Genomic DNA, 23,053 nt, shown 5'->3' with positions numbered 1-23,053 from the left:
CCTGACAAACCCTCATTATCAGGGATGAATTTCTAGTTGCCGCAATGCTATTATAGTTTTACAGACAATGCATTTATTACAAAATGTTTGTTCATCTTTTAGACAGCTTAACTAATAAAAGCCCCTTTTCTGTTGATCGTAAGCAAGAAATATACAAATTTTAAAATTAATCATTAATACAATGCCTGATACAGTTTTTTGCGATAATTTATTACTAATAGATTATCATTTCCTAATAGGTCAAATAGTTGAATAAGTGTTTTTCTAGGCAAATCTTCTTGATACGTTCTATTACGTTTAAATAATGTCAATAATCCTTCCATAGCCTGCTCATATTGCTGTTGTGCCAACTGAGCAATAGCTAGTTGATAACATAACTCATCACTACTAGGCTGTTCTTGTACTGTTGCTTGTAACTCTTCAACACTGGGCAAATCAACAGCTTGTTTTAGAAAGGCTAGTTGTGCTTTAGCAGCGACTAATTCTTGTTTATAGTCATCATCAATTACAGCATTTAAAATTGTTTCTGCTTCAGTTAACTCACCACGCTCCGCTAAACAGCGAGCATAAAGGATCAAAGCAAGCATATTGTTATTATTCTGTGCTAATAACTCTTTTAATAAAGCTTCTGCTTGTATTTTATCTCCTTGATCATAGAGTGTTTTAGCTTGCTCCAATAAGTCACCCTCTGGGGTTGCTGGTGCTTCGACATATTTTTCAAGCATTTTACGAATATTAGCCTCAGTAGTACTTCCAGAGAATCCATCAATAGCTTGTCCCTCTTTAAAAAGCACAACGGTGGGTAAACTACGCACACCAAACTGAGCTACTATTTGTTGTTGCTGATCACAATCAACTTTAGCTAATATTAACTGCCCACCATAAGAAGCCACTATCTGTTCAAGTAATGGGGTTAGTGTTTTACAATGCTCACACCAAGTAGCCCAAAAATCAATAAGCACTGGTTTATTAAAAGAACCCTCAATAACTATTTGATTAAAATTATCTAAAGTAATATCTATAACGGTTATTTGCTCATTCATACTTTATATCTCTTAAAACTCTATTTAATTCTATTTTGATTACATGTTATCAACTATCAAGTGTTAAACTTTCTAAAATATGCCGATAACTATTCATCCGTTTAGGATTGATCTTTCCTTCATCAATCGCTTTTAATAATGCACACCCTGGCTCTTGTTGATGTTTACAATTACGAAACTTACAGCGCCCTAAAAAAGGTTTAAACTCTATAAAGCCCTGCTCAACAATATCTTTATTAATATGAGTTAAAGCAAAATCTCTAATACCAGGGGAGTCAATTAAATTGCCCCCCATAGGCAAATGAAATAGTTTTGCTGTTGTTGTTGTATGCGCTCCCTTATTGGTTAATTCTGATAGCGCTCCTATTCGCAACCCAGCCTCTGGCAGTAATGTATTAATAAGCGACGATTTACCAACACCTGACTGGCCTACAAAAACACTCATATGATTATTTAAAGCAGTTTGTAACTGTTGCACAGTTTCTGGAATGCTTTTAGATACTTGCAAAATTTGATAATTTAAATTTTGATAAATATTAAGTAGTTCTTCTAATTCTTCTCGATTTTGCTCATTTACTAAATCCAATTTATTGAATAATAATAAAGGCTTAATCCCTGCATATTCAGCAGCAATTAAATAGCGATCTAATAAGTTAGCATAGGGTGTGGGCAAAGGAGCAAAAACAATAACTAATAGATCAACATTAGCTGCAATAGCTTTTAAGCGCCCTGAACTATCTGTTCGAGAAAGCTCAGAAACTCTTGGCTGCACAGCTGTAATAATACCATTTTGTTGATTACCTGCTCGCCATACCACTTTATCACCTGTTACTAGAGCAGGTAAATTGGCTCTTAAATAACAACGATAACGTTCTCCCTGACTACTCTCTACTTCAGCTTGTATACCAAAATGTGCTGTAACTAACCCTAGCTGCTCTTCACCAAAATCACCACCTGCTAATTCTTCTTGTAACTTTGACTCGCGTTGATTAGCGCGACTATTACGCTCTTCTTGAATTTTATCAATGCGCCAGCGTTGGCGGCGATTCAGTTGGCGCTTAGCCATAATTATTAAATCTCATTTGCAATACTCCATTACCTAAAAAAACTAATTCTATAATAAATTTCTTAAACTCATAAATTAATTATAGGTTTGCAATCAGTTAGGAAACCAAACAATACATAGCTGCAATATTGCTTTCAATTTTTTACTACATAACTGAGGGCATTATGACAGTAACAACACCCACTAACTATATAGAATATCAAGCTGATGGTATTGCTACTAACTTTTCCATACCTTTTTTATTACTTAATGATAATGATCTGGCCGTCTATTTAGATAAAAATTTAATAAATGCTGGCTATAAATTAAAAGGTATTGGTAATCCCGTTAGTGAAATTATTTTTACAATTGCACCAAAAGGTAAACTACTTTTACAGCGTAAAATTGCACTATTACGTGATACTGATTACCAAGAAAATGGTGATTTATTAGCCAATACCCTTAATAAGGATTTCGATAGGTTATACCTAGCCTTACAAGGCGTTAGCCAAGACAACACTAAAACACTTAGAGTAGAAGATGCCAGTGGTATTCCAGCATTATCTTATGCAGAGAATAGAGCTAATAAGCTATTAGGATTTGATAGTCAAGGACAACCCTTACTTATTAGTAGCAGCTCTGGCAGTGCTTTAGAGTTAGCCAAAGACTTAGCAGACCCTAATAGCCCATTAAAAGGTGCAGGAATGTTAGGCTATAACGAAAATCTTAATTACTCTAATAGAACTGTAGGCTCTGCTTTAAAAACCATTTCACAAGCAATCCCTAAGATCACTATTTCAGTAGATGAGCCAAATAGCTCTATGGGTTCTGATGGAGAGATTTGGTTACAGTTAGAGGATGAGTAATGAGTATTTTAGTTAAAAAAAATAACCAATGGCTTCCTATTAAAAATATTTATAGTTATCAAAATAATCAATGGAAAAACATTAAGCAATGTTATGCAAAACAATCAGGTATTTGGCAAAGCGTTTGGCAAAATGCCATTATTTTTATTAATGATAATCCTCAAACCAGTGTTAATATTTTTGAATTAATGGGTAGTCCTACTAAAACAGGAAATTATATTTTTATTAATAATGCTGAAATAACTGCTAATTATGGCGAGCCTGCATTAAAAACAGGTATTTTTCCTAAAAAATCTAAACTAACTATTATTAATAACTCTTATATTAGAGGTTATGGTGGCGACGCTGGTAATAGTCAAACAGACGGGGAGCCTGGCGGAGACGCAATCTTCCTAGAGTATCCATGTGAGATTAATAATAGGAATGGTTATTTATATGCAGGTGGCGGTGGCGGTGGTGGTTTTTATGCTGCCTACAGTAATAATATTTATAAATCTGGAGGAGGTGGTGGTGCCGGATCAATACATGGTAATCATGGGGAAAATCATAGTAGACCTGGTGGAACATCCTACTACGGTAATAACCCCTCGCCAGGGAATGAAAGTACTGGAGGCATAGGTGGTTATGCAGGGTATAGTGCTAGCGGTGGTGCAAATACAAGATATGATGCAGGTGCAGGTGGAGATTTAGGAGAAGCTGGTATGACTAGCAAACTTACTAGTGGAACATCAAAGCAAATAGAGAAACTTTATGCAGGCGGTGCTGCTGGTCTAGCCATCAATAAAAATAATTTTGAAGTTACTGTATTAAATATTAATGAAGAAAATATTAAAGGTGAAATTCGATGAGTAATTCAACTAATTTTGTTGTTGTTAAGGTTGATCCTGTCAATAAAACAATGGTAATTGACTGGGGATATATCCGTTTAAACCACAGAATACCCAATCAAATATTAGAAAACTCTAACCTCTCTCAAAATAAAATTATTGAGTTAATAGAAAAAATGCGACCTAAACAACCTGAGCCAATTGAAATACCAAAAGGTTTACAATTTTTAATTGATAAAACTGATCAAGAATTAAGCCAACAAACTATTCAAGATGAGATTTTATTATGAAAGACCAGCAAATAACTATTAGGGGATGTATTCTTTGCATTGGAGACGGCGTAAAAAATGATACATTTACTAACCCTAATAAAAATATTGGCGAAATTAACCATTATATTTTTCCTCTATTAGGCAGTGGTAGTGTTTCAAATGGTCAACAAACTCTTTTATTAGAAGAGGGAAAATTAACTGATTTAACAGCGTTCGTAGGTAATAAAATTCACTATCAAGTTAAGCAAAAGTCTGAATGGGTTGCTTTTAATTCTCTTTTAGAAAGAACAATGAACATTAATATAATCACAGAAACACCTTCTAACTTATATCAGAATGACTTAGAAGAAACTATTTTTGTGGTGTTAAAAGGTGAGGCGACTATTAACGAAAAAAGTTTACTTCCTTTTAAATCAGGTCGTTTATTTAGAAATAATAAGGCAAATATTATATTAAGCGAAAATAGTATATTGGCGGCTATTACATTTAAAAAAGAATAAATAAATTTTATAAATATCTCCCTACTTTCAAACTAAAAATATATTCTTATAGATATTTTTTGCAAAAAAACGCTAGTCATTGCAGAATATCAACTAGATTAGTGTTTTTATTTAAAGCTCTTTTTGTTTGAGCTATCAGTAAGGGGATTTTTATATGCAAGACCCAAACAATCTTATTTGGATTGATCTTGAAATGACAGGGCTAAACCCTGATAAAGATGTGATCATTGAAATAGCCTCTTTAATTACTGATAGCCAGCTTAATGTATTAGCAGAGGGTCCTGTTATTGCCATTCATCAGCCAAATGAGTTACTAGATGCCATGGATGAGTGGAATACTACTCAACATGGTCGTTCGGGTTTAACTCAACGAGTTAAGGATAGTCAAATAACCACTGCTGAAGCTGAAGCTCTCACATTAGAGTTTTTTAAACAATGGGTTCCTGCTAATTGCTCCCCTATTTGTGGTAATAGCATTTGCCAAGATCGTCGCTTCCTCTATCGACTTATGCCAAAAGTGGAATCTTACTTTCATTATCGAAACTTAGATGTTTCCACACTGAAAGAACTTGCTAAACGCTGGGCACCAGAAATTATGAATGGCTTTAAAAAGAAGAATACTCACTTAGCTATGGATGATATTAAAGACTCTTTAGCAGAGCTAAAATATTATCGCCAACACTTTATTCAATTGCCTGAATAAGCTATGACTACACTTAAACCTATCATACTTGATAAAGCTACAGTACCTAAACTACCTCCTCGTCCTTTAGATGCCCACAAAGGACAATTTGGTCATCTTTTAATCATAGGTGGAGATCATGGTACAGGTGGCGCCCCACTGTTATCAGCAGAGATGGCATTACGTGCTGGGGCAGGTATGGTTTCTATGGCTACACGCCCAGAACATATTTCTGCTGTTCTGGCACGCAGACCTGAAATAATGTGTTTAGGCATTCATTCTGCCAATCAACTGTATCCATTAACAACTAAAGCTACCGGACTAGTAGTGGGCATGGGCTTAGGACAAAGTGCATGGAGTCATAGCTTACTATCATTAGCCGCTACGATTAATAAACCACAAGTTTGGGATGCAGATGCATTAAATCTATTAGCACAAAGAAAAGTCAACTTACCTAAAGATAGTATTATTACCCCCCATTTAGGGGAGGCGGCTAGATTATTAGGCTGTGATATCAAAACTATTCAACAAGATAAACTGCAAGCTGCTGTTGAAATTAGACAACATTATCAATGTACTGTTGTTTTAAAAGGCAGAGGAACCATTATTGCCGGCTTAGATAATAGTCTTACTCTGTGTAAACATGGACACCCTGCAATGGCTGGCGCAGGCCTAGGTGATATTTTAGCTGGTTTAATTGGCGCTTTACTTGCTCAGCAACTATCAGCAACAGAAGCAACACAACTTGCTGTATGGTTACATGCCAGAGCTGGGGAGCAATTAGGAAAACAAGGCAGGGGTTTATTAGCAAGTGATTTATTTCCCATTATACGCCAATTATTAGAAGAACATTGCCCATGCCTATAATTTTTACAGTTGATGAATCTACCATGTTACAGATAGCTGCCCAACTGGCAAAACTCAGTCAAGGGGTAGGTGTGTTTTATCTAAAAGGCGATCTAGGAGCAGGTAAAACTACTTTCTCAAGAAGTTTTTTACAAGCTTTAGGTCATCAAGGTACTGTCAAAAGTCCAACGTTTACTCTTGTAGAACCCTATCAATTGGCCACAGGCATGGCTTACCACTTTGATCTCTATCGTCTTGCAGACCCTGAAGAACTAGAGTTTATGGGTATTAGAGACTACTTTACAGATAACTCTTTATGTTTAATCGAATGGCCTGAACAAGGACAAGGTGTGCTTCCTCCTCCTGACCTACAAATAGCTATTGAGCATTTACCTAAGCAACGAAAACTTACACTGACTCCTTATAGTGAAAGAGCTAGGCTTTGGTGCAATACTTTAAATACGCTAAGTTAAGTTATATTCTGTAAACAAATCTACCCATACTCCATTATTTAATAATGTGGTACTTTGTGCGATACTGTACTAATTTTAGTGATAAATAAGCAACCAAATGGATCTATATAAATAACCATTGCTTTAAAAATATAGAGACTCTTAATGGCAATAAAAAGGCTGTTTGCAAATACAATAGGTGTTTTACTACTACTTATTACTTTTAATGCATTTGCGGAAACGACAATCAAGGGAGTTCGCCTATGGCGCGCCCCAGATAATACACGTATTGTATTTGACTTATCAGGACCTGTTAAACATAACATGTTCACACTGAGTGGCCCTGAGCGAATAATTATTGATATTAGTAATATAGCTTTGACAACCTCTTTGGATGATTTAAATCTTAAAGATACCCCTATCACTAGTATCCGCAGCTCTGCCCAAGGCAGTAAAGATATTAGGCTTGTTTTCGATCTTTCAACTAAAGTAACCCCTAAAGTCTTTACATTACCCCCTAACGAACCTTATGGAAACCGTTTAGTGGTTGATTTATTTGATAATGTATCAACAACTTCTACACCCACTCCTCCCCCAAAGACTGAACCTGCCACGACTACCACAACCACTGTTACTACAACTGCCCCCTCTCCGACTGTCACAAGAAGTCGCGATATTATTATTGCTATCGACCCCGGTCATGGTGGAGAAGATCCTGGCGCAATAGGTTCTGGTGGTAGAAAAGAAAAAGACTTAGTGCTACAAATTGCCAAAGAGTTACAAAGAGAACTTAATCAACAAAATGGCTTTAAAGCTGAACTCACTCGTAAAACAGATTACTTTATCCCTTTAAGACAGCGCCCACAAATTGCAAGAAAAATGGGAGCTGATTTATTTATCTCAATTCATGCCGATGCCGCACCTAAAGCTGCTGCTTATGGTGCATCTGTATTTGCCATTTCTGACCGTGGTGCCACTTCGGAAACAGCTCGCTGGTTAGCAGATACTGAAAACCGATCAGACTTGATTGGTGGCGCAGGTTCCGTAAGCTTAGATGGCAAAGACCAAGTACTTGCAGGTGTGTTATTAGACCTATCTATGACAGCTGTCATGTCATCTAGCCTAGATGTAGGTCAGAAAGTGCTAAACAGCATGGGGAAAACAACTGCTCTGCATAAGAAAAGAGTAGAACAAGCAGGCTTTGTGGTACTAAAATCTCCAGATATTCCCTCTATTTTAGTGGAAACAGGCTTTATCTCAAACCCAAACGAGGCAAGAAAGTTAGCGACTAAAAGCCACCAACAAGCACTGGCCAGATCTATTCGCACAGGCGTTGTCGCTTATTTCCAAAAGAATCCTCCACCAGGCACTTACTTAGATCAATTACGTCATGGCGGACAAATTACCTCATCTACTCATAAAGTAGCCAAAGGAGATACATTAGGGGCTATTGCCATAAGATATGGTGTAAAAATAGCTGACCTTAAAAAAGCTAACAACCTTACTAATGACAGTATACGGATTGGCCAAACATTAAAAATCCCTGCAAAATAATGGAATTGCTATGTCACAAATTCATTTACTTAGCCCTTTACTCGCTAACCAGATAGCAGCAGGAGAAGTAGTAGAAAGGCCTGCCTCTGTAGTTAAAGAGTTATTAGAAAATAGTTTAGATGCAGGTGCTAAACGTATAGATATAGATATCGAGCAAGGTGGTACTAAACTATTACGTATTCGTGATGATGGTTGCGGCATCATTTATGATGACCTTACACTTGCCTTAGCTCGCCATGCTACTAGTAAAATCAATGACCTAGAAGACTTAGAGCATGTGTGTAGTTTAGGTTTTCGTGGTGAAGCATTAGCCTCCATTAGCTCCGTTTCTAGGCTTACTTTAACTTCACGTACTGCTGAGGCTCAACAAGCTTGGCAAGTTGCTACTGAAGGGAAACAAATGGAGAGCAAAATACAGCCAGCGGCTCACCCCAAAGGAACTACTTTAGAAGTTAGAGATTTATTCTTTAATACACCTGCGCGCCGTAAATTCTTAAAAACTGAAAAAACAGAATTTGATCATATTCAAGAAGTAGTTAGACGTTTATCGCTAGCTCATTTTGAAGTCGCTTTTCATCTTACCCATAATGGTAAAACCATATTTTCACTACATCCTGCGCTTGATGATGTAGCAAGGGCAAGAAGAGTCTCACTTGTTTGTGGTAGTGAGTTTTTAAATCAATCCACAACTATTGCTATAGAAAGAGAAGGTTTACACCTTTATGGTTGGGTAGGTTTACCTACTTTTTCTCGTAGCCAAGCAGACTTACAATATTTCTATGTGAATGGTCGGATGGTTCGTGATAAATTAGTAGCCCATGCTGTACGGCAAGCTTACCGTGATGTTCTTTATAATGGCCGCCACCCTACTTTTGTGTTATTTCTGCAACTTGATCCCGCTTTAGTCGATGTTAATGTACACCCGACTAAACATGAAGTTCGTTTTAGAGATGGCCGACTGGTTCATGATTTCCTTTATAGTTCATTACATAGAGCATTAGCAGAAGTTCGACCAGAGAATCAACTAGCGAGTGCTCCTGCCACTCCTCAGCCAATAGTTACTGGTAGAGAAGCAGGCGAATTTGCGGGACAAACTGAAATGGGTTTAGCCAGTACTATTCAATCTACTTTTGCCACAATAACTAATCGTAATTTTTCAGCAAACTACACGCCTCCTTATAATAGAAGTAATTTACCTCCACTTAATGAAGTTAAAGGTAAATATGAAGCTTATTATGCTCCTTTAGCAGATGAAGTAGCCATCACACCCATAGATGCACCAGATACTCCGCCATTAGGTTATGCCTTAGCCCAATTAAAAGGTATCTATATCCTAGCCGAAAATGAGCAAGGTTTAGTTTTAGTAGATATGCATGCAGCCCATGAACGTATCACTTATGAACGACTTAAGATCGCCATGGAAACAGAAGGTTTAAGAGGACAGCCTTTACTTGTTCCAGAAACTATTGCTGTGAGTCAACGTGAAGCAGACTGTGCCGAAACACATGGTCAGTGGTTTAGTCAATTAGGTTTTGAATTGCAAAGACTGGGCCCAGAAACCTTAGCCATTAGACAAACACCTGTGTTACTAAAACAAGCACAAGCCAATCAACTCGTGCGAGATGTATTAGCTGATTTACTAGAATATGGTACATCTGATCGAATTCAAGCCCATATCAATGAATTACTAGCCACTATGGCTTGCCATGGTTCAGTTAGAGCTAATCGTCGCTTAACAATTCCAGAAATGAATGCACTATTAAGGGATATGGAACAAACAGAGCGGAGTGGACAATGTAACCATGGTCGTCCCACTTGGACACAATTAGCATTGGAAGATTTAGATAAACTATTTTTAAGGGGTAAATAATGACGAATAAGTTACCCCCAGCTATTTTTTTAATGGGCCCTACTGCATCAGGTAAAACGGATTTAGCACTACAACTGGCTGACAAATTACCCTGTGACATCATCAGTGTAGACTCTGCCCTTGTGTATAAAGGAATGGATATAGGTACTGCTAAGCCATCTAAACAAATACTTAGCCAATATCCCCACCAACTTGTTGATATCTTAGATCCTACTGAAGCCTATTCAGCCGCTGATTTCAGTAAAGATGCTTTACAGGCAATGGAACAATCAACTAAGCAAGGGCGAATTCCCTTATTAGTAGGTGGCACTATGCTCTATTACAAAGCATTATTAGAAGGACTTGCCACATTACCTTCGGCTGAACCTGAACTTCGAACAAGTTTGGAAAATCGAATAAAATTGGAAGGAAGCAATGTATTACATGAAGAGTTACAAAAAATTGATCCCTTATCAGCAACTCGAATTCACCCTAATGATCCTCAACGTATCATCCGAGCATTAGAGGTATTTTTGATAACAGGTAAAACCCTTTCTGAACATTATCAACAACAAAATGAAACAAAAAATCAGTATAACCATGCTCTACCCTATACTATAGTGCAATTTGCGATAGCCCCCGAACAGCGTTATATTCTCCATCAACGTATTGAGTTACGTTTTAAGGAGATGTTAAAGCAAGGGTTTATTGATGAAGTGGCTAATTTAAGAAATAGATCAGATTTGCATGCAGACCTACCCTCTATGCGTGCTGTAGGTTATAGGCAAGTATGGGACTATTTGTCAGGTAAATTGGACTTTGAAAATATGCAAGAACGTGGCATTATAGCCACACGTCAACTTGCAAAAAGACAGTTTACTTGGTTGCGAGGTTGGCAGAATGTAAATTGGTTAGATAGTTTAGCTACAGAAAATTTACCAAGGCTATTGAACTATCTACATGCGACATCTATCTTATCTTAGTGTTAGTTGTTAATTATAATTTAAAAATATTATTTTAAGGAGTTATCCCCATGTCAAAAGGGCATTCACTACAAGACCCTTACTTAAACGTTCTACGTAAGGAACGAGTACCTGTATCTATTTACTTAGTGAACGGTATTAAACTACAAGGCCAAATTGAATCATTTGATCAATTTGTTATTTTACTTAAAAACACTGTTAGCCAGATGGTTTATAAACACGCTATTTCTACTGTTGTGCCTAGTCGTCCAGTACGTATGCCTACAGGTGAAGAGATGGATATTACAGAAGAACCAACTAGCTTTTAATGGAAGTTTATATTGCTGTTTGAACGTCCAGAAGGCGGTGAAAAGGCTATTCTTATCCATTTGCATACTCAAGAAATGGATGAAAGAGAAGACCCTCAAGAGTTTCAAGAGCTTGCACATTCAGCGGGTGCTGAGTGTGTAGCTTTTATTGAGATTAACCGTTACCAACCCTCCGCTAAGTTTTTAATAGGTTCTGGTAAAGTTGAAGAGCTGCACGCTCAAGTTAAAGCTTTACAAGTTGAACTTGTTATTGTTAATCATACCCTTACCCCCAGTCAGGAACGTAATTTAGAACGTGCGTTAGAATGTCGTGTTATAGATCGTACGGGCCTTATTCTTGATATTTTTGCACAACGTGCAAGAACCCATGAAGGTAAACTACAGGTTGAGCTAGCACAGCTTGATCACATGAGCACTCGCTTAGTTAGAGGCTGGACCCATCTTGAGCGACAAAAAGGGGGGATTGGTTTACGTGGACCTGGTGAAACCCAGTTAGAAACAGATAGACGCTTATTAAGAATTCGTGTTAAACAACTAAAGCAGAAGCTAGAGAAAGTTCGCAACCAACGAGAACAAGCTCGTCGCGGTAGACAACGTGCTGAAGTTCCTTTGATATCATTAGTAGGTTATACCAATGCGGGTAAATCTACATTATTTAATGCATTAACCAACTCTTTAGTATTAGCAGCAGATCAATTATTCGCAACACTTGACCCCACATTGCGTCGCTTAGAGCTACCAGATAAAGGACGTGTTGTTTTTGCGGATACGGTAGGATTTATTCGCCATTTACCGCATAAATTAGTAGAAGCATTCCGAGCAACTTTAGAAGAATCATCAAATGCTGATTTACTCATACATGTTATTGACGCTCATGAACCTGAACGCATGTTACAAATTGAGCAAGTACTAAAAGTATTGCAAGAAATAGGCGCAGATAAAATACCTTTATTAGAGGTCTATAATAAAATAGATTTAATGGAGGATGTTGAACCACAAATTCAACGAGATGATAATGGCAAACCGCAAAGAGTATGGCTTTCAGCTCAAAATAATCAGGGACTTGATTTACTTATACAGGCCATTGATGAATTACTAAGTGATGATATTTATACGGGGACCTTACGTTTATCACCATCACTCAGTAAATTAAGAGCACGCTTTTTCGAAACCAACTCAGTTCAGCAAGAGCAGACAGATGAACATGGTAACTCTTTACTCACTGTTCGTATTGCTCAAATAGATTTAAATCGTCTACTAACCAAAGAACACATTGATAGAGACTTATTTTTAAAAGAACATACTGTTTGACTCTATAATAAAAAAGCCACTTATTATAAGTGGCTTTTTTTATACGCTATCACATCAGGAATGAAGCTCTTCTGCAGCATATAACGTATTCTCTAGCAAACAAGCTCTTGTCATTGGTCCTACGCCACCAGGTACAGGTGTAATCCAACTAGCTCGTTTAGCAGCTTCTTCAAACTCCACATCACCCACTAATTTACCATCTGGCATACGATTAATACCTACATCAATGACAATGGCCCCAGGCTTAATCCACTCACCTTTAACAAGCCCAGGTTTACCTACACCAACCACCACCAAATCTGCATTGGCTACATGTACTGCTAGATCTTTAGTAAAACGATGGGTAATCGTTGTGGTACAGCCCGCCAATAAAAGCTCTAATGCCATAGGACGCCCAACAATATTGGAAGCGCCTACCATAACTGCATTTAAACCATACAGATTCTCTTTAGTGCTTTCTAATAGCTTTATAATTCCTTTAGGTGTACAAGGGCGTAACAACGGGTTACGTTGAGCCAATCGACCAATATTAAATGGATGAAAACCATCAACATCTTTATCAGGACGAATTCTTTCCAATAAAGGTGCCGCATCTAAATGTGCAGGAAGAGGTAACTGCACTAAAATTCCATCAATAGCAGAATCATCATTTAGCTTATCAATAAGTGCTAATAGCTCCTGCTGGGTAGTAGATACTGGTAAATCATAAGACTCTGAGATAAATCCTACCTGCTCACAATCTTTACGTTTATGAGAAACATAAACTTCAGAAGCAGGATCATTACCCACCAAGATCACAGCAAGTCCTGGAATGCGTAATCCACGTTGGCGGCGATCAGCTACTTTTCTAGCAATATCTTCACGAATATTAGCAGCAATGGTTTTTCCATCAATTAATTGTGCGGTCATAGTATTATTTATTTAGTCACCAAAATGTCTATTTTCTCATAGAGTGATTATTACAATAAAGTCTTTTTATATTTTTACACAAGCTATTCTTCTAACCAGACCTCGGCAATCCATTCCCACAAAGTATCCCATTGTTTTTCAGATAGTTCACCCTTTTCCCAAAGCAATACCACACCATCAGGGTCAATACAATAATAACCTGCATTAATTTCACAGATGGGCAATAAATACCTAGGTAGACCATAAGACCAAGCCGTAGCTGCCATTTCTGGCAAATAGGTATGAAGATGAGGATCTGCTATAGTGGCAGGCTCCAAATGACCATATATAACATCACTTGCGGTCAGCAAATAATACCTAAAATCACGGGGAATAGGTAATAACAACTCCTCTTGTGCTGTAACCAATTGCTCTTCATCTGGCAATTCAAGGGGAGTAGCAACATCTTCTGCTAGCTCGCGTAATCTTTCTAAAATTTCTTCCATCAAAATAAAAACCCCGCTTATTTAATAGTTAGAGTGTGTATTACTCTAACTATTACGTCAACAGGGTTACGTTAACTAATTTTAAATAATTAGCGACGAGGTGCTACTGGTCTATCATCATTAGAAATAGTTACTTCTACGCGACGATTTAAAGCACGATCTGAAGCATTGCTATTGCTTGCTACAGGGAATGCTTTACCATAACCACGAGTGGTAATACGAGCAAATTCAACACCACGATTTGAAAGTTCACGTGCTACTGCATCTGCACGAGCTTGTGATAATTTTAAATTTAATGCATCACTACCAGTGCTATCAGTGAAACCTTCAACTAACACTTTACGCTCTTTATTTTGTTTTAAATAAACAGCTAATTTATCAAGATTAACATAAGCTGATGGAGTTACATCTGCCTTACCAACAGAAAATAGTACATCACCAAAAGTTACTACTTCACCACGTGCTGTTTGCTTCGCGATATCTAATACTTTTGCTTTAACTCGTTGGTTTTCTTCTTCTTGGCGTAATGCAACAGTAGCATTAGCTAGATCAACACGACGTTGTAATAAATAAGCAAGTTCACTTACTTTGTCTGAGTTCTCACCATCACGAAACGCTTTATCCGCTCTATCTAAAGCAGCACTGGCATCACCAGTTTCAGCGTTAGCCCATTGACTAGCTTTTGGATTGTTTTGTAATGCAATGAAATCAGCACGTGCTTTTTCTAAATCTGGATTAGGGTTATTTGAACAAGCAGCTAGCGTTAAACCTACTGCTAAAAGAGATGGAATCAATATATGTTTGCGCATAACCAAAGTTTCCTTTGTAAAAATATTAAATAATGTTCATTTATGTAACTGTAAACTAACTAAGCAATTAAACTTAGTTAACATTCGCTGGAGGAATAGCGTTTGTTACAGGTTGAACTGGTGCATCTGTAGGCGTTAAAGCTTTTGGATCTACATACTTCATTTTTTCTACTTGCGCTCTACGCTCTGCTACACGCGCATCCCACTCTGCTCTCTCAGCATATATTTTAGCCGCTTTAAAATCTTTTTCTTCCATCGCAACACGTGCCTTACGGAAATGTTCTTGAGCGGTTTGCATATCAGCTGGAGCAAATTGAGTAGCCCCTGCACCTACTGCGTTATTTACTGCTAATCTTGCTACATCCATCTGAGCTGTTGGAGGATTGCCAGCGCAACCAGCTAATACACCACCAGCTAAAATAACACCGCCTAATGCTAGCTTAGATTTTGAAAAGAGAGTCATATTTTAATACTCCATTACACTTTATTCGTTAATTAAGAAATTTTCTAAAACTGAAACTTTAATATAATTTTTTCAGTTCTATATTAGAACTATTAATTAGTCTAATTGTTCATTATTTTAGACAAGTCCATCACTTTTTTATGAAGAAACAATTAACAAATTGTTAATTTAATGCTGTCAGAGACACTCAAAAATCAATCAACTCATTGATTTTAATTTATTTTTAATGATTTTTAGTTAATAAAGAATGTTAATCACTTAGTTTATTACAATATATTTCTTTAATTAAAAACAATCTATATAATCTTTGATAATAGCAAATTCATGTTCATGCATTAAGGGTGGTTTTTGACTATCTGGTTGATAAATAGCGAATAAATGTTTTATTCCATATTGTTTAGCACTACGCAAAACGCTAACACTATCATCAATAAATAAACTGGTATGTGGATTAAATTCTATCCGCTCTCCTAAATGTTGCCAAAAGTATTGATTTTCTTTTGGAAAATTATAGTCATGGGAACTGATAATTTGTTTAAACCAAGGAGCCAAATCAACTTTTTGCATTTTTAGATTAAGCGATTTAGGATGGGCGTTAGTAATTAGAATAACTTGCTTGCCCATTTCATTAATTAATTTTAAGAAAAACTCTGCATGATTACGCCATTTAATAAGATGAGCAATTTCTTCCTTAAATTTAAGAACAGGTAAATTTAAAGCATCACTCCAATAATCAATACAATACCACTGCAATTTCCCTTGCAATGTAGCATATTGACTTAAGAGAGTCTGTTTTGCTTGCTCAATAGTTAAGCCATAAGTTTGACCATAACGCTCAGGAAGATATTCTAGCCAAAAATGATTATCAAAATGCAAATCAAGCAAAGTACCATCCATATCTAAAAAAACTGTTTCAATGTCAGACCAAGGTAATAACATATAATTTTCACAAATACTCATTAGCACGTTATGATAGTAAGGTGTTTTTAACAAAGAGAATACTATGGAAAAAAAACCTGCCATATTAAGCCAACGAATTGTAGCATCATCTCGACTGTTTAAGGTGGAAGAATTACAACTACGCTTTTCCAATGGTGAAGAGCGAACTTATGAGCGTCTAGCAAGTGGAATGCGCGCAGGTGCAGTAATGGTTGTTGCTATGCTAGATAAAGAACATTTCGTTATGATTGAAGAATACTGTGCTGGTGTTAATGATTATCAACTTACTATTCCCAAAGGGCTTATTGAAAAAGATGAGGACGTATTAGCTGCTGCTAATCGCGAATTAAAAGAAGAAGCAGGATATGGTGCAAAAAAACTAGAATATGTTACCTCCCTCACACTTTCACCAAGTTATATGGCACAAAGAATTCAAGTCGTGCTTGCGCAAGACCTATATCCAGAAAAATTAGTTGGTGATGAGCCAGAACCTATTATAGTAAGCACAGCTAAACTAAATGATTTATTCACACTTAGCCAAAACCCTAACTTTACCGAAGGTCGTGCTATTGCTGCCCTGTATATTGTCAGAGACTTGCTAATTAGTCGTGGTGAGCTTACTACATGCTAACAGAACTACTATCTGCAGTAATTGAATTAGCTCAACAAGCAGGTCAAGCAACTTTACCTTATTGGCGAAACGCTGTTGCAGTAGAAAAAAAACAAGATAACTCTCCTGTTACAGCAGCAGACTTAGCCGCTAACCAAATATTAGTGACAGGGTTAGCCACATTAACACCTAATATTCCTATTCTTTCAGAAGAAGACTGTACAATTGACTTCACCATCCGTCAAACATGGCAACAATGGTGGCTTATTGATCCCTTAGATGGTACAAAAGAATTTATTGAAGGCAGTACTGACTTTACTATTAATATTGCTTTAATAGAGCAAGGAACCGTTATTTTTGGTGTGGTATTTATTCCTGCTACTAATTACTGTTATTTTGGTGGTAAAGATATTGGCGCATGGCGAATAGATGATCAAGGTAATAAACAAGCTATTCACTGTCATGATGCTGATAATCAACAATTATCTGTAGTCGCTAGTCGTCGCCATAGCTCAGAAAAACAACAATTATTACTTGATAGGCTACAGGATATAATTCCTATCTCTCTAAAAAATGCAGGCAGCTCACTTAAATTTTGTTTAGTTGCAGAAGGTAAAGCAGATTGTTACCCACGCTTTGCACCTACCTGTCAGTGGGATACAGCGGCAGCTCAAGGTGTATTAGAAGGTGCAGGAGGCAGTGTATTAACTGAAACAGGGCAACCTTTGAACTATATAGCTAAACAGGATTATTTAAACCCTAACTTTATTGCACTGGGTAACATGCCTCAATGGAAAAGCTCTATTTTTAATATTATTCAACAACTCCCCTAATCCTAATTACTCAGGATTAGGTAGTTTTAAACCAATAGGTAAGCTAACTCTAGCCTCTAAACCACCACCTACACGATTTAACAATTCAATATGCCCACCATGTTGCTCAACAACTCGTTTAACAATCGCTAAGCCAAGCCCCGAGCCTTTGCCACTACGTGCTTGATTTCCTCGCATAAACGGATTAAATACTGCCATTATTTCATCTTCTGGAATGCCTGGGCCACGGTCTAATACACTTAATACCACATAAGGGGATTTATGTTTATTGGCTAAATAAGTAGTCACTTCTACTTTGTCGTGAGAGTAATTTAATGCATTATTAACTAAGTTTATTAATAACCGCTTTATTGAAACTCGACGCGCCTGAATAGGTGGAATTTCTTCTAAGAAGAACCTAACCTTTTCTTCACTCTGATTAAATGGTGCTACAGCCTCTTCAACTAACTCATTTAAATCCAAATCTTCTAACGCTTCATCCTTACCATCACGAATAAAAACAATAAACTGATCGAGGATTTCATTCATATCCTCAATATCACGAACCATATCTTCAGTAAATTCTTCATCACCATGCATCAACTCTACTGAAAGACGTAATCGTGTTAAAGGTGTTCTTAAATCATGAGAAACACCCGCCAACATAAGATCTCGCTCATTATTAGCTTTCTCTACATCCTCTGCCATCTGATTAAAAGCTTGATACACATCCGTCATTTCACTTAATGTATCATTAATAGGTAAACGAACACTTTTACCTTTACCTAATTGTCTGGCAGCAAATACCAAACGCTTTAGTGGTTGGTTAAGCTGAAGTACAAAAATACCTGCTGTAAACATTGATAAAGAAACAATACCAATAAACCAAGCAAGCACTCGCCAAATTTGTTGTCCACGCAAAGGATGAGGATACATAGGAATTTCTAACCAACCAGGGCCAAGACTTGGTGCGCTTACCCATAAAGAAGAAATATATTTACCTATGATTAAACGTGTACTAGCATCTGCCCCTAGTTCACTCTGAATTTGCCGTTGGAAAATATCTGAATAAGGCCAGTGGTATTCACCAAGAGGAGCTTCATTATCAGGTTTCCATAAAATACCTGCGGCAATAGCAATATCATCACGGCTATCCCCATCTACTGACCAATAAGCCCTAGCTAGCATGGCTGCACCATGACTATACTGCCTATCAACTAATACATCTTCATTTAAAACTAAATAACCTAGTGTTAATGCTTTAGAGAACAGAACGATGATTAAGATAAGCCATAACATACGAGCAAAGAAGCTTTTAGGTAGCCACGCTGCCCTGTATTTTTTCTTATTATTTACCATATAAAGATAAGTTAACTTTCCCCTCTCATTGAGAGAGGAAAGCTATCAATTATTTATCGCCATCAGGCACAAATACATAACCAACACCCCAAACAGTTTGAATATAACGAGGCTTAGCAGGGTCAACTTCAATCATACGGCGTAAACGAGAAATTTGCACATCAATAGAACGCTCTAAAGCATCCCACTCTCTACCACGGGCAAGACTCATTAATTTATCACGCGTTAATGGCTCTCTTGGGTGTTGTACTAGTGCTTTTAATACCGCAAATTCGCCAGTAGTTAACATATGTACTTTATCACCATGTGAAAGCTCACGAGTTGCTAATGATAATTTATAATCACCAAAAGTAACCTCTGCATCCTCAGTATCTGGTGCACCTGGAATTTGTGATGTTTGACGACGCAATACTGCTTTAATACGAGCTAATAACTCACGAGGATTAAATGGTTTTGGTAAGTAATCATCTGCACCACTTTCAAGTCCCTGAATACGACTAGCTTCATCGCCTTTTGCTGTCAACATAATAATAGGTGTTTTATTACCTTGACTACGGAGTCGCTGACAAGCACTCATACCATCTTCACCTGGCATCATTAAATCAAGCACAATTAGATTGAATAACTCACGGCTTAATAATCTATCCATCTGCTCGGTATCTTCAACAGCTTTGACACGAAAGCCTTCCTCAGCTAGGAAACGCTCAAGAAGTCGACGAAGTCTTGCATCGTCATCAATAATTAAAATTTTCTCGCCTTCTTGTGATTGGTTTGCTGTCATATGAGCTCCTTGATAATCAAATTACAACAACATACTTTGTTGTAAATAATATAATTAAAATAATCATTGTTATATATAGTATGACTGATTTATTAAAGATAGGCTAAACAGCATTGTTAAAATATTTTTCTAATTTAATTTTAAGGCAATAATATTTTCTATACTACTGCCTTAATTTATCTATTAATCACCTAATGCAGCCAATTGGTCTGCTTGGTATTCCGCTCTCAATGGCTCAATAACAGCTTCTACACTGCCAGCAATCACATCATCTAATGAATAAAGTGTTAGATTAATGCGATGATCTGTTACTCGCCCCTGTGGAAAATTATAAGTACGAATCCTTTCAGAACGATCACCAGAGCCAACCAATAATTTACGTGTATCAGCAATTGCTTGCTGTGAAGCTGTTTGTTGTTGATCATTTAGCTTTGCATATAACCAAGACATCGCTTTAGCACGATTTTTATGTTGTGAACGCTCTTCCTGACAGGCTACCACAATACCTGTTGGAATATGGGTAATACGTACTGCAGAATCTGTTTTATTAATATGCTGTCCACCTGCACCAGAAGCTCGATAAGTATCAACTCGCAAATCAGCAGGATTAATTTCTATTTCTTGTTGCTCGTCTGGCTCAGGCAATACAGCCACAGTACACGCAGAAGTATGAACACGCCCTTGCGATTCTGTTTCAGGGACACGTTGTACACGGTGTGCGCCAGACTCAAACTTTAAGAAACTATAAACATTTTCTCCTTCAACCCTTGAGATCACTTCTTTATAACCACCATGCTCACCTTCGTTAGCAGACAATATTTCTACTCGCCAGCCACGCTTCTCAGCATAACGAGAATACATGCGGAATAAGTCTCCTGCAAAAATAGCAGCTTCATCACCACCTGTTCCTGCACGAATTTCAAGGTAAACATTACGAGCATCATTAGGGTCTTTAGGTAAGAGCATCTTCTGCAAATCTTGCTCTAATGTCTCAATGGTTTCTTGCTGAGTTTTAACCTCTTCTTCTGCCATTTCTTTTAGATCTGGATCAGAATCTTTCAATAACTCTTTAGCACTAGCTAAATCTTCTTGTGCTTTGGAAAGGTCACGGAATGTTTTAATAACAGGCTCTATCTCTGCATATTCTTTTGAATACTCACGAAATTTATTTTGATCGCTGATGATTTCTGCATCACCTAATAAAGCTGTTATCTCTTCATAGCGATCTTGTAATAACTCTAATTTATTTAATAAGGAAGGTTTCATTATTTTACCAGCCAATAGTATTTTTAAATTCTTTTGTTGCTTAGTTCTATATTACATTAATAAACAACAGCCCTTTATACTTACACCTATATATGAAGGTATATTTCTTGTTAAGCTATCTTTGCTAATATAGACCAATACGCATAACTATCCACTGACTAAACATATAAATTAAACATGTTGCATATTGTAGCATTAAATAAACTTACCACTCTAGTTATCATTGTTGTTGAAAGCTAAAAACAAGTATACTAATTGTATATTTGTCCCTTTTCTAATAAATAGCTAGTTGTTATTAATATGGTTTTAAATAAAATTAGTAGCTTTTTTAAATGACTCTATATCTAATTTTGGTTGATTATGAATAAGTTTTTCTTATTATTTTGTACATCAGTAATACTATTAAGTGGCTGCAACTTATTTGAGACCAAGCAAGGTGAAAATACTGTTCAACCTATAACAAATACATCACCAAAAGAAAAACCTATTATAAAACCTTTCACTAAAGATTCTTTATCGGCTCTGCTTGTCGCTGAATTTGCAGAGCGACGGGGGCAATTTGACGTAGCATTAGAAAATTATGTAAACCAAGCGCAACAAACTAAAGATCCAAAGGTAGCTGAACGTGCTTATCAAATGGCTAGCTATCTAGATAATAGTAAACAACAGTTAAATATGGCTTTATTATGGGCTTCTATCGAGCCCAATAACATAAACGCTAATAGAGCAGCTGCTGTTGAATTAACTAAAAACGAACGTGGTCGTGAGGCTACACCCTACTTCGACAAAGTATTAGCTAACACTGAACAACTGGATTTTTTAGATCTTACCAACAGCAATCTCACCCAAAAAGCGCGCCAAGAAGTAATTGCAAGTACAGATCAACTTACCATTAAATATCCCAACAATGCTCAACTTACTTACACTAAAGCCATTTTGCTTGCTGAGAATGGAGCCACTGAGGAAGCTTTAACTACCCTTCAAAAGCTACCCACAGAGCAACAGAAAAAAAATAATGTGGTGCTATTAAAAGTTTTTCTATTACAAAGTGTAGGCAAACCTGAGGAAGCATTAGCACTATTGGACAAAGAAGTTAAAAATCGTCCTGAAAATAAAAAATTACGTTTAAGTTTTGCTCATCGGTTAATTAGCCAAGGTAAATTACCTGAAGCTAAACAACAATTCTTAACATTAAGTAAACAATATCCTGAAGATGAAGAGTTACGTTTTGCTTTGGTATTGATTTGTTTGGAAAACCAAGAATGGGATGAAGCAATCAGTTACCTACAAACAATGTTAGCTAATGGTATCAACTCCGATGCTGTCTATTATTACCTAGCCACCGCCTATAATGAAAAGGGGGATAAAGACCAAGCACTAGCTAATTACAAACAGGTTACTGGTGGAGAAAACTATTTATCGGCTATTGCCAATACCGCTAAAATTCTTTTTGAACGTGATCAAATCACTGAAGCTCAACAACTCTTATCCACCACTCGTAAGAATCAGCCAGATTTAGCTATACCCCTCTATTTGTTTGAGATAGAGGAATTGCAAAAATTAGATAAATTACCACAGGCATGGCAAATAATTAATCAAGCAACAAAAGCTGATCCTAAAAATACTAGCCTACTTTATAGTCGGGCATTATTAGCCGAACAAAGTAACAACTTACCACAAGCAGAAAAAGACTTACGTTATATTATTCGACTTGAACCTAATAACGACTCGGCTATTAATGCGCTAGGCTATATTTTAACAGATAGAACTACTCGTTATCAGGAAGCCTTAACCCTGATTGAACGTGCATTAAAAATAAACCCAGCAAATCCTGCTGCCTTAGATAGCCTTGGTTGGGTCAAATACAAACTTGGTGACCTAACAGCTGCGAAAAAATACTTACAGCAAGCTTATGATAGTTATCCTGATCCTGATGTAGCCGCCCACTTAGGTGAAGTATTATGGAAAAAGGGTGAGCAGCAGCAAGCAAAAGATATTTGGTCTAAAGCATTAAAAGACAACCCAACCAATAAAACACTCCAAAAAACTATTAAACGCTTAACTGGAGCTGAGGAATTATAG

General features: G+C 36.9%; 25 protein-coding genes. 15 read left to right on the top strand and 10 right to left on the bottom strand.

The genetic code is table 11. The annotated features are described in order from the left end of the window. Positions 1-173 precede the first annotated feature (173 nt). Together ACQVD9_RS02595 and rsgA are read right to left on the bottom strand one after the other, a co-directional pair. Positions 174-1,043 carry a thioredoxin family protein gene (locus tag ACQVD9_RS02595; RefSeq protein WP_264747323.1) on the bottom strand — a complete coding sequence of 290 codons (870 nt, stop codon included), beginning with the start codon at positions 1,041-1,043 and terminating at the stop codon, positions 174-176. Positions 1,044-1,092: 49 nt separating this feature from the next. Next, positions 1,093-2,109 (bottom strand): small ribosomal subunit biogenesis GTPase RsgA, encoded by a 1,017-nt coding sequence (rsgA, locus tag ACQVD9_RS02590; RefSeq protein WP_264747322.1) that lies wholly within the window; start codon positions 2,107-2,109, stop codon positions 1,093-1,095. Positions 2,110-2,273: 164 nt separating this feature from the next. On the opposite strand from rsgA, the gene ACQVD9_RS02585 reads away from it, so the two are divergent. From ACQVD9_RS02585 to hflX, 12 genes are all read left to right on the top strand, one after another. Further along, a complete protein-coding gene (locus ACQVD9_RS02585) occupies positions 2,274-2,954 on the top strand; it encodes a hypothetical protein (RefSeq protein WP_264747321.1) in 681 nt (226 codons plus the stop codon). Beyond that, a complete protein-coding gene (locus tag ACQVD9_RS02580; protein ID WP_264747320.1) occupies positions 2,954-3,802 on the top strand; it encodes a hypothetical protein in 849 nt (282 codons plus the stop codon). Before ACQVD9_RS02585 ends, ACQVD9_RS02580 begins: the two co-directional genes overlap by 1 nt. Beyond that, on the top strand, positions 3,799-4,071 hold the full coding sequence (locus tag ACQVD9_RS02575; protein ID WP_264747319.1) for a hypothetical protein: 273 nt from the start codon (positions 3,799-3,801) through the stop codon (positions 4,069-4,071). The genes ACQVD9_RS02580 and ACQVD9_RS02575 overlap by 4 nt, the downstream gene beginning before the upstream one ends. Continuing rightward, on the top strand, positions 4,068-4,553 hold the full coding sequence (locus tag ACQVD9_RS02570) for a hypothetical protein (protein WP_264747318.1): 486 nt from the start codon (positions 4,068-4,070) through the stop codon (positions 4,551-4,553). The genes ACQVD9_RS02575 and ACQVD9_RS02570 overlap by 4 nt, the downstream gene beginning before the upstream one ends. A gap of 154 nt (positions 4,554-4,707) precedes the next feature. Next, complete coding sequence (orn, locus tag ACQVD9_RS02565; protein ID WP_264747317.1) at positions 4,708-5,256, top strand: oligoribonuclease; 549 nt, start codon at positions 4,708-4,710, stop codon at positions 5,254-5,256. A gap of 3 nt (positions 5,257-5,259) precedes the next feature. Continuing rightward, on the top strand, positions 5,260-6,102 hold the full coding sequence (locus tag ACQVD9_RS02560; protein WP_264747316.1) for an NAD(P)H-hydrate dehydratase: 843 nt from the start codon (positions 5,260-5,262) through the stop codon (positions 6,100-6,102). Beyond that, positions 6,087-6,554: a tRNA (adenosine(37)-N6)-threonylcarbamoyltransferase complex ATPase subunit type 1 TsaE gene (gene tsaE / locus ACQVD9_RS02555; protein WP_413774176.1), complete on the top strand. Its 468-nt coding sequence runs from the start codon at positions 6,087-6,089 to the stop codon at positions 6,552-6,554. Before ACQVD9_RS02560 ends, tsaE begins: the two co-directional genes overlap by 16 nt. A gap of 144 nt (positions 6,555-6,698) precedes the next feature. Beyond that, positions 6,699-8,087, top strand: a complete 1,389-nt coding sequence (locus ACQVD9_RS02550; protein WP_264747314.1) for an N-acetylmuramoyl-L-alanine amidase — start codon at positions 6,699-6,701, stop codon at positions 8,085-8,087. Between the two features lie 10 nt (positions 8,088-8,097). Continuing rightward, complete coding sequence (gene mutL, locus ACQVD9_RS02545; RefSeq protein ID WP_264747313.1) at positions 8,098-9,957, top strand: DNA mismatch repair endonuclease MutL; 1,860 nt, start codon at positions 8,098-8,100, stop codon at positions 9,955-9,957. Further along, complete coding sequence (gene miaA, locus ACQVD9_RS02540; protein ID WP_264747312.1) at positions 9,957-10,919, top strand: tRNA (adenosine(37)-N6)-dimethylallyltransferase MiaA; 963 nt, start codon at positions 9,957-9,959, stop codon at positions 10,917-10,919. Before mutL ends, miaA begins: the two co-directional genes overlap by 1 nt. A 50-nt stretch (positions 10,920-10,969) precedes the next feature. Next, positions 10,970-11,227: an RNA chaperone Hfq gene (gene hfq, locus ACQVD9_RS02535; RefSeq protein ID WP_264747311.1), complete on the top strand. Its 258-nt coding sequence runs from the start codon at positions 10,970-10,972 to the stop codon at positions 11,225-11,227. 12 nt (positions 11,228-11,239) lie between these two features. Further along, the gene (gene hflX, locus ACQVD9_RS02530) at positions 11,240-12,538 is read left to right on the top strand and encodes a ribosome rescue GTPase HflX (protein ID WP_264747310.1); all 1,299 of its coding nucleotides are present in this window, start codon (positions 11,240-11,242) and stop codon (positions 12,536-12,538) included. Positions 12,539-12,592: 54 nt separating this feature from the next. Here the strand turns inward: hflX and folD are convergent, their stop codons facing one another. The 5 genes from folD to yrfG form a co-directional block, all read right to left on the bottom strand. Continuing rightward, positions 12,593-13,447, bottom strand: a complete 855-nt coding sequence (gene folD, locus ACQVD9_RS02525) for a bifunctional methylenetetrahydrofolate dehydrogenase/methenyltetrahydrofolate cyclohydrolase FolD (protein ID WP_264747309.1) — start codon at positions 13,445-13,447, stop codon at positions 12,593-12,595. Between the two features lie 83 nt (positions 13,448-13,530). Continuing rightward, positions 13,531-13,932 (bottom strand): SMI1/KNR4 family protein, encoded by a 402-nt coding sequence (locus ACQVD9_RS02520; RefSeq protein ID WP_264747308.1) that lies wholly within the window; start codon positions 13,930-13,932, stop codon positions 13,531-13,533. 89 nt (positions 13,933-14,021) lie between these two features. Continuing rightward, positions 14,022-14,741 (bottom strand): OmpA family protein, encoded by a 720-nt coding sequence (locus ACQVD9_RS02515; protein ID WP_264747307.1) that lies wholly within the window; start codon positions 14,739-14,741, stop codon positions 14,022-14,024. A 73-nt stretch (positions 14,742-14,814) separates the two neighbouring features. Continuing rightward, positions 14,815-15,204: a DUF4398 domain-containing protein gene (locus ACQVD9_RS02510; protein WP_264747306.1), complete on the bottom strand. Its 390-nt coding sequence runs from the start codon at positions 15,202-15,204 to the stop codon at positions 14,815-14,817. Positions 15,205-15,489: 285 nt separating this feature from the next. Further along, the gene (gene yrfG / locus ACQVD9_RS02505; RefSeq protein ID WP_264747305.1) at positions 15,490-16,143 is read right to left on the bottom strand and encodes a GMP/IMP nucleotidase; all 654 of its coding nucleotides are present in this window, start codon (positions 16,141-16,143) and stop codon (positions 15,490-15,492) included. A 64-nt stretch (positions 16,144-16,207) separates the two neighbouring features. Between yrfG and nudE the strand changes: the two genes are divergently transcribed. Beyond that, positions 16,208-16,774: an ADP compounds hydrolase NudE gene (gene nudE / locus ACQVD9_RS02500; protein ID WP_264747304.1), complete on the top strand. Its 567-nt coding sequence runs from the start codon at positions 16,208-16,210 to the stop codon at positions 16,772-16,774. Beyond that, positions 16,768-17,586 (top strand): 3'(2'),5'-bisphosphate nucleotidase CysQ, encoded by an 819-nt coding sequence (cysQ, locus tag ACQVD9_RS02495; RefSeq protein ID WP_264747303.1) that lies wholly within the window; start codon positions 16,768-16,770, stop codon positions 17,584-17,586. Before nudE ends, cysQ begins: the two co-directional genes overlap by 7 nt. A gap of 6 nt (positions 17,587-17,592) precedes the next feature. Here cysQ and ACQVD9_RS02490 read toward each other — a convergent pair whose 3' ends face one another. The 3 genes from ACQVD9_RS02490 to prfA all read right to left on the bottom strand — a co-directional run bounded on the left by ACQVD9_RS02490 (position 17,593) and on the right by prfA (position 20,971). Next, positions 17,593-18,924: an ATP-binding protein gene (locus ACQVD9_RS02490; RefSeq protein ID WP_264747302.1), complete on the bottom strand. Its 1,332-nt coding sequence runs from the start codon at positions 18,922-18,924 to the stop codon at positions 17,593-17,595. Positions 18,925-18,973: 49 nt separating this feature from the next. After that, positions 18,974-19,705 carry an osmolarity response regulator transcription factor OmpR gene (gene ompR / locus ACQVD9_RS02485; protein ID WP_264747301.1) on the bottom strand — a complete coding sequence of 244 codons (732 nt, stop codon included), beginning with the start codon at positions 19,703-19,705 and terminating at the stop codon, positions 18,974-18,976. Between the two features lie 183 nt (positions 19,706-19,888). Beyond that, on the bottom strand, positions 19,889-20,971 hold the full coding sequence (gene prfA / locus ACQVD9_RS02480) for a peptide chain release factor 1 (protein ID WP_264747300.1): 1,083 nt from the start codon (positions 20,969-20,971) through the stop codon (positions 19,889-19,891). Positions 20,972-21,331: 360 nt separating this feature from the next. Here prfA and ACQVD9_RS02475 point away from each other — a divergent pair, with 360 nt between their 5' ends. After that, positions 21,332-23,053 carry a tetratricopeptide repeat protein gene (locus ACQVD9_RS02475; RefSeq protein ID WP_264747299.1) on the top strand — a complete coding sequence of 574 codons (1,722 nt, stop codon included), beginning with the start codon at positions 21,332-21,334 and terminating at the stop codon, positions 23,051-23,053.

This window comes from Entomomonas sp. E7T21, assembly GCF_058693955.1.
The sequence above is the reverse complement of the archived record's forward strand: the minus strand, read 5'-3'. Positions and strand labels throughout refer to the sequence as shown.

Coding starts and splice junctions, on each gene's coding strand:
- ACQVD9_RS02595 (WP_264747323.1), bottom strand. CDS start 1,043: ATGAATGAGCAAATAACCGTTATAGATATTACTTTAGATAATTTTAAT.
- rsgA (WP_264747322.1), bottom strand. CDS start 2,109: ATGGCTAAGCGCCAACTGAATCGCCGCCAACGCTGGCGCATTGATAAA.
- ACQVD9_RS02585 (WP_264747321.1), top strand. CDS start 2,274: ATGACAGTAACAACACCCACTAACTATATAGAATATCAAGCTGATGGT.
- ACQVD9_RS02580 (WP_264747320.1), top strand. CDS start 2,954: ATGAGTATTTTAGTTAAAAAAAATAACCAATGGCTTCCTATTAAAAAT.
- ACQVD9_RS02575 (WP_264747319.1), top strand. CDS start 3,799: ATGAGTAATTCAACTAATTTTGTTGTTGTTAAGGTTGATCCTGTCAAT.
- ACQVD9_RS02570 (WP_264747318.1), top strand. CDS start 4,068: ATGAAAGACCAGCAAATAACTATTAGGGGATGTATTCTTTGCATTGGA.
- orn (WP_264747317.1), top strand. CDS start 4,708: ATGCAAGACCCAAACAATCTTATTTGGATTGATCTTGAAATGACAGGG.
- ACQVD9_RS02560 (WP_264747316.1), top strand. CDS start 5,260: ATGACTACACTTAAACCTATCATACTTGATAAAGCTACAGTACCTAAA.
- ACQVD9_RS02550 (WP_264747314.1), top strand. CDS start 6,699: ATGGCAATAAAAAGGCTGTTTGCAAATACAATAGGTGTTTTACTACTA.
- mutL (WP_264747313.1), top strand. CDS start 8,098: ATGTCACAAATTCATTTACTTAGCCCTTTACTCGCTAACCAGATAGCA.
- miaA (WP_264747312.1), top strand. CDS start 9,957: ATGACGAATAAGTTACCCCCAGCTATTTTTTTAATGGGCCCTACTGCA.
- hfq (WP_264747311.1), top strand. CDS start 10,970: ATGTCAAAAGGGCATTCACTACAAGACCCTTACTTAAACGTTCTACGT.
- folD (WP_264747309.1), bottom strand. CDS start 13,447: ATGACCGCACAATTAATTGATGGAAAAACCATTGCTGCTAATATTCGT.
- ACQVD9_RS02520 (WP_264747308.1), bottom strand. CDS start 13,932: ATGGAAGAAATTTTAGAAAGATTACGCGAGCTAGCAGAAGATGTTGCT.
- ACQVD9_RS02515 (WP_264747307.1), bottom strand. CDS start 14,741: ATGCGCAAACATATATTGATTCCATCTCTTTTAGCAGTAGGTTTAACG.
- ACQVD9_RS02510 (WP_264747306.1), bottom strand. CDS start 15,204: ATGACTCTCTTTTCAAAATCTAAGCTAGCATTAGGCGGTGTTATTTTA.
- yrfG (WP_264747305.1), bottom strand. CDS start 16,143: ATGTTATTACCTTGGTCTGACATTGAAACAGTTTTTTTAGATATGGAT.
- nudE (WP_264747304.1), top strand. CDS start 16,208: ATGGAAAAAAAACCTGCCATATTAAGCCAACGAATTGTAGCATCATCT.
- cysQ (WP_264747303.1), top strand. CDS start 16,768: ATGCTAACAGAACTACTATCTGCAGTAATTGAATTAGCTCAACAAGCA.
- ACQVD9_RS02490 (WP_264747302.1), bottom strand. CDS start 18,924: ATGGTAAATAATAAGAAAAAATACAGGGCAGCGTGGCTACCTAAAAGC.
- ompR (WP_264747301.1), bottom strand. CDS start 19,705: ATGACAGCAAACCAATCACAAGAAGGCGAGAAAATTTTAATTATTGAT.
- prfA (WP_264747300.1), bottom strand. CDS start 20,971: ATGAAACCTTCCTTATTAAATAAATTAGAGTTATTACAAGATCGCTAT.
- ACQVD9_RS02475 (WP_264747299.1), top strand. CDS start 21,332: ATGAATAAGTTTTTCTTATTATTTTGTACATCAGTAATACTATTAAGT.